This window comes from Cytobacillus firmus NBRC 15306 (genome assembly GCF_001591465.1).
Lineage (GTDB): Bacteria > Bacillota > Bacilli > Bacillales > Cytobacillaceae > Cytobacillus > Cytobacillus firmus.
Genome location: NZ_BCUY01000136.1, coordinates 1 through 6,125 on the forward strand (window position 1 = coordinate 1; position 6,125 = coordinate 6,125).

Here is a 6,125-nt window from a genome sequence, read left to right on the forward strand (position 1 = left end):
GATAATGTACTACAATTATGTTCCATTTGCAACCAAAATATTCAAATTGCTAATTGCTTTGACTCTTTAATCATTTCAACAAAATAGCCTGTCAGGCGATGGTCATCCGTCAGTTCCGGATGGAAAGAGCATCCGAGGAATCTGCCTTCACGCGCGGCCACAATCCGGCCATTGTGCTTGGCAAGGATTTCAACATTCTCCCCCGCCTCGACAATATGCGGCGCACGAATAAAGACTGCCGCAAAGTCTTCTGCCACTCCGGCAATATCAAGTTCAGCTTCAAAGCTTTCGCGCTGGCGGCCGAATGAATTTCTTTCCACCCGGACATCCATCACACCAATATGAGGCTCATCATAGCCAATAATATGGTTTGCAAGAAGGATAAGCCCGGCACATGTTCCGAACATCGGCTTTCCTGACTGGGCAAACTCCTTAAGGCTGTCCATAAAATCATATTTATCAATGAGGCGTCTCATGGTCGTGCTCTCACCGCCAGGCAGGATAAGCCCGTCCACCTCATCAAGCTGCTCTTTGCGTTTGATGACCACAGCCTCGGCACCGCATGCTTCTACCGATAGAACATGCTCTCTGACCGCACCCTGCAGCCCTAATACTCCAACCTTTATCATGTCGATTCTCCTTACCAGCCGCGCTCCTGCATACGAGCTTCAGGAGCCAATGAAGAAATTTCGATTCCCTTCATCGGTGTGCCAAGTTCTTTTGAAAGTTCAGCAATTAATTTGTAGTCCTGGTAATGTGTAGTTGCTTCCACAATGGCACGTGCAAATTTCGCAGGGTTTTCAGATTTGAAGATACCTGATCCTACGAACACACCGTCAGCACCAAGCTCCATCATTAGAGCTGCATCTGCAGGTGTTGCAACGCCGCCTGCTGCGAAGTTTACGACTGGAAGGCGTCCAAGGCTCTTGATTTCCAAAAGAAGCTCATATGGCGCTCCCAGAAGCTTAGCTTCTGTCATTAACTCATCTTCATTCATGCCGGCAACCTTGCGCACCTGTGCATTCACCTTGCGGATATGGCGCACAGCTTCAACGATGTTTCCAGTTCCAGGCTCACCCTTTGTGCGAAGCATGGAAGCACCTTCGCCAATACGGCGTGCTGCTTCACCTAAATCACGGCATCCGCAAACGAATGGAACAGTGTAGTCTCTTTTATTCAAATGGTATTCTTCATCGGCAGGAGTTAAAACTTCACTCTCATCTATGTAATCGACACCCATCGCTTCAAGCAAACGAGCTTCTACAATATGGCCGATACGTGCTTTTGCCATTACCGGGATTGAAACTGCACCCATTACTTCTTCCATAATACGCGGATCTGCCATACGTGCTACACCGCCGGCTGCACGGATATCAGAAGGAACACGCTCAAGTGCCATAACTGCTACTGCACCAGCTTCTTCTGCGATTTTTGCCTGCTCAGCGTTAACGACGTCCATAATAACGCCGCCTTTTTGCATTTCTGCCATTCCCCGTTTAACACGATCTGTACCTGTCTTCATGTTTATCCCCCTTCGTAAATACCATCTGCTCTGGATGGGTTAAATATTATGATAAAAATAACTTTTCAAAAAAAGGAAAATAGATTACTTTACTCGGAATTTTCCCTATTGAAAATATGCAATGAAAAAGGGCTCCTGTCAAGACAGGAAAGCCCTTTTTCTTAAAACCAACCTTTTACAGTTGAGGAAACACTTCCCCAAAGATCACCGAAGAACCCGCCGATGCTGCGCATAGTCAGCACGAACCAGTTTGCTTTTTCAACACTTTCAGCGGCTACAACATCCACCTGGATATTGCCTTTGCCTTTATCAGACAGGAACTCAAGCTTCCCGTCCTCTTTGGACTCGATCGTTAAATAGCCGACCTTTTCTCCCTTTTTAATAGGAGCAGTCAATTCACCATTTTCATTCAATTTCTTTTTATCCAGAACAAGAACGGGCTTAAAGTTTTCCTTTTCCCCATTTCTCATCACCATTTCGATGGCATCTTTTGAAAAAATCTTCACTTTATCTTCTTTCCCTTTTGTAACAGGCACTGTTTTCTGGCCTTTCACCTGATATTTGGCAGGAACGATTTCTTCTTTCGTGAAGTTGGTGAAACCGAAATCGAACATTTTCTTGGTTTCATCGAATCTGGATTTATAAGTAGCCTGGCCATTCGCTCCTTTAGCATTCATGACAACGCTGATGTAGCGGCTGCCATCTCTCAGAGCAGTTCCTGTAAAGCAGTATCCGGCAAAGTCAGTTGTACCTGTTTTAAGGCCATCTGCCCCTTCATAGCCATATACCAGCTCAGGAAGCATCCAGTTCCAGTTTTCCATTTTAATTTCATCATCTGTACCCTCTCTGAAGGTCTTTCTAGGGGTACTTGCCGTTTCCAGTACTTCCGGGAACCGGTTAATCAATTCTTTGGCCAGCATGGCTGTATCTCTTGCTGACATCACGTTCTCTTCCTCAGGGCCGCCCGCAGGAGGAGATCCCTTTAAATCACGGTTGTTCAAACCGCTGGAATTCACAAATTTGTAATCCTTTAACCCAAGCTCTGCCGCTTTTTCGTTCATCATCTTAACAAAGTTGGTTTCAGAACCGGCAATCGTTTCTGCAATCGCAATCGTTGCACCATTCGCAGAGTAGATAGCCATAGCTTCATACAATTCACGGATATTGTATTTGCCGTCTCTTCTTAACGGGACATTCGATAAGGCACGATCCTGTGAAACTTTCCATACATATTCACTTACTGCGTATTCCTGATCCCACTTCACTTTGCCTTTTTCAACGGCTTCAAGAAGCAGGTATTCTGTCATCATTTTTGTCATACTGGCAATACCCAGTACTTTATCCGCATTTTTTTGATATAAAATCTTTCCGGTCTCTGCATCTACTAAAATAGCAGCATCGGCATTGATATTTAAAATATCTTCCGCATGTGCTTTATGTATACCAGGTAAAAGACCTAATATCATGACCAAGGCAAGGAATCCAGCGATAGACTTACGGTACAATGTTTTCTTCAATTTTACTGCCCTCCAACGTTTTAATACACTTTTGTTATTTTATCATAACTCTGTTTCAAAGAATAGATAGAGTAATTACCTATTCCTGCCTCTCTTAGCCATTGTTATGCATTAGTATTTTCCTAGGTTCAATTTTTTGGCATTAAAAAAAGCAAAAAAGGTTTCCCTCTTCTGCTTTTAATGGATTATAGCGAGTAGTTTGGCGCCTCTTTTGTAATCTGCACATCATGCGGATGGCTTTCTCTCAGGCCTGCACCAGTCATTTTAATGAATTGGGCATTTTCGCGAAGCTCGTGAAGATCTTTTGTTCCGCAATAGCCCATTCCAGAACGGATACCGCCGACAAGCTGGTAAATGGTATCGGATAAAGGCCCTTTATAAGCAATGCGCCCTTCGATGCCCTCTGGAACAAACTTTTTATTATCTTCCTGGAAGTAACGGTCTTTTGAGCCTTTTTCCATGGCTGCAACAGAACCCATTCCTCTGTATACCTTGAAGCGGCGTCCCTGGAAAATTTCCGTTTCGCCAGGGCTTTCAGAAACACCGGCAAGAAGGCTTCCAAGCATTACGGCATGTCCGCCTGCTGCCAAAGCTTTCACGATATCGCCTGAATATTTAATTCCGCCATCAGCAATGATTGATTTGCCATGCTTGCGTGCTTCAGTTGCACAATCATATACCGCTGTGATCTGAGGTACCCCTACGCCTGCGACAACGCGTGTTGTACAAATCGAGCCAGGCCCGATTCCCACTTTTACGATATCAGCACCCGCTTCAATCAAATCCTTTGTCGCTTCGGCTGTTGCAACGTTACCTGCAATAATGGCCAGATCCGGATAAGTGTTTCTGATCTCGCGTACAGTGTCAAGCACGCCTTTTGAATGTCCATGTGCTGTATCCACTACGATGATATCCACATGTGATTTAACAAGCATTTCAACACGCTTCATCGTATCGCCGGTTACGCCAACCGCTGCACCTGCCAGCAGGCGTCCTCGCTCATCCTTTGCCGAGTTAGGAAACTCAATGACTTTTTCAATATCTTTAATGGTAATTAATCCTTTTAAAACACCTTCATCATCTACAAGCGGCAATTTTTCAATTTTATGCTGCTGGAGAATCTTTTCTGCTTCATCTAATGTAGTTCCTACTGGGGCTGTTACTAGATTTTCCTTTGTCATCACATCTGAAATTTTTATCGAAAAGTCCTGAATGAATCGGAGGTCACGGTTTGTCAGTATGCCAACAAGCTTCTGTTCCTCAGTATTGTTTACGATTGGCACACCGGAAATCCGGTACTTGCCCATTAGATGTTCTGCATCAAATACCTGCTGTTCTGGAGTGAGGAAGAATGGGTCCGTAATAACGCCGCTTTCTGAACGTTTTACTTTATCCACCTGATCAGCCTGCTGTTCTATGGACATGTTTTTATGGATAACTCCCAAACCGCCCTGGCGCGCCATAGCGATCGCCATTTCTGCTTCAGTCACCGTATCCATTCCGGCACTGATCACTGGAATGTTGAGTGCAATCTTTTCAGTCAAATTAACTTTGAGGCTTACATCACGAGGAAGCACCTCTGATTTAGATGGAACCAGTAAAACATCATCAAAAGTTAAACCTTCTTTAGCAAACTTAGTTTCCCACATCTTTTTTGACCTCCTGGACTCGAAAATATTATTAGTAGGTTATCAATTGGACAAAATACTGTCAAGGACGGATTAATATGTTGGATTTTTCAAAAGATTCGGAGGACTGGCTGTGATACATCCATTTGATTTTAAAAGCTCCTTTTTATATTTTTTTTCTGCGAACACGTCACAGGAATTTTTAAAGAAATGCTACCAAAAGCAAAACCTGGATCAGGCTGAACAAAAGAGCTATGAAAACAGTTACCCTTTTATATACTATCTAGAACACGGGCAAGTATACTATGAGCAGGCAGAGAAGGCACCATTGGTCATCAAGCCGATTCTCTTTTTTTATGGACTTGTTCACCTTGTGAAGGCCTGCATACTGACTGTGGATCCTAATTATCCGGAGACTACTTCTGTTTTGGCACACGGTGTATCCACCCGGAAAAGAAAGAAGCAGCAATATAATTTTTTTCAGGATGAAGTGAAATTTCAAAAAAGCGGGCTTTTCCCTTATATGGGAGAAAAATTGTTCCACATGAAACATTTGGAAGGCGAAAAAACAACAATGGGAAAGTTATTTGGCCAGATTCCGGAGCTTAATGATTTGTACAGCCAGACAGAGGGCCGTACTACTTTTCTCGGTGCAGAGCTGGAAAAGGATACATTCCTATTGCCCAAATTGATCCTTGATCGCTTTCATATGACCGAGTCCCGTTTTGTGGAATATCTGCAGTCAAAGTCAGACTTTAATATAAGCTTTCAGGGTTCAGAGGAGTCAGCATTGAAATTCAAGATGGAAAATTTGAATACATATGATTTCAAGCCCTTACGATATAGCCTGGATTCTGGAAGTGTTTTCTTCCCGCTGTCCAAAGATGATTTGATTGATTTCCCTGAACTTCTTATTCATTATCTGCTGCTGTATAACTTAAGCATGATTGCCCGCTACGAAACAGAATGGTGGAGTGAACTGATCAAAATGATGCCGAATAAAGACTATCCTTTTATTCAAACATTTCTTCAAATTACGGCTGCAAAGGGGCCGTATTTGATTTATCAGTATTTGGCTGATAAGAAGCAGTAAGGTTATTGGTGGGAGGGATGCTGGTTCAGATCTCTTGTGTGCAGTATTAGCCGTTTTGCTACGGCAGAGTGCGGCGATGACTGAATTTAAGCTGGCAGCTGTTTTTCCGGGGAAGGAGCATGCTTGGCAGTTTATCTAACAGGTTTGGGATGTTATCTGGCATGTTTTGGAGTTTATCTCACATTTGGCACAATTCTTCTTTATGGTGAATGAAATCGACTCTTAGTATAGAGGGCGAGATAAGGCATGGCGCATATAATTTTTTTTAATGAACAGAAGAGTCCACCTAAGATATTTTGATTCGGATATATATAATTACACACAAAAAGAGCACCCATCAGGTGCTCTTTCATGTGCCCGGCAGC

General features: G+C 43.4%; 5 protein-coding genes. 1 reads left to right on the forward strand and 4 read right to left on the reverse strand.

Features of this window, described 5'->3' with window-relative positions; translation table 11 throughout:
* Positions 1-41: 41 nt before the first annotated feature.
* From pdxT to guaB, 4 genes are all read right to left on the reverse strand, one after another.
* Complete coding sequence (gene pdxT / locus BFI01S_RS20625; RefSeq protein ID WP_061794265.1) at positions 42-629, reverse strand: pyridoxal 5'-phosphate synthase glutaminase subunit PdxT; 588 nt, start codon at positions 627-629, stop codon at positions 42-44.
* A gap of 11 nt (positions 630-640) precedes the next feature.
* On the reverse strand, positions 641-1,522 hold the full coding sequence (gene pdxS / locus BFI01S_RS20630) for a pyridoxal 5'-phosphate synthase lyase subunit PdxS (protein ID WP_061794266.1): 882 nt from the start codon (positions 1,520-1,522) through the stop codon (positions 641-643).
* Between the two features lie 161 nt (positions 1,523-1,683).
* A complete protein-coding gene (locus tag BFI01S_RS20635; RefSeq protein ID WP_235831247.1) occupies positions 1,684-2,988 on the reverse strand; it encodes a D-alanyl-D-alanine carboxypeptidase family protein in 1,305 nt (434 codons plus the stop codon).
* Positions 2,989-3,224: 236 nt separating this feature from the next.
* The gene (gene guaB, locus BFI01S_RS20640; protein WP_061794268.1) at positions 3,225-4,688 is read right to left on the reverse strand and encodes an IMP dehydrogenase; all 1,464 of its coding nucleotides are present in this window, start codon (positions 4,686-4,688) and stop codon (positions 3,225-3,227) included.
* Between the two features lie 112 nt (positions 4,689-4,800).
* Here guaB and BFI01S_RS20645 point away from each other — a divergent pair, with 112 nt between their 5' ends.
* The gene (locus BFI01S_RS20645; protein WP_061794269.1) at positions 4,801-5,760 is read left to right on the forward strand and encodes a YaaC family protein; all 960 of its coding nucleotides are present in this window, start codon (positions 4,801-4,803) and stop codon (positions 5,758-5,760) included.
* Positions 5,761-6,125 lie beyond the last annotated feature (365 nt).

Excerpts from the sequence above, each read along its gene's own strand:
- guaB (WP_061794268.1), bottom strand. The coding sequence starts at position 4,688 with ATGTGGGAAACTAAGTTTGCTAAAGAAGGTTTAACTTTTGATGATGTT.
- pdxS (WP_061794266.1), bottom strand. The coding sequence starts at position 1,522 with ATGAAGACAGGTACAGATCGTGTTAAACGGGGAATGGCAGAAATGCAA.
- BFI01S_RS20635 (WP_235831247.1), bottom strand. The coding sequence starts at position 2,988 with ATGATATTAGGTCTTTTACCTGGTATACATAAAGCACATGCGGAAGAT.
- pdxT (WP_061794265.1), bottom strand. The coding sequence starts at position 629 with ATGATAAAGGTTGGAGTATTAGGGCTGCAGGGTGCGGTCAGAGAGCAT.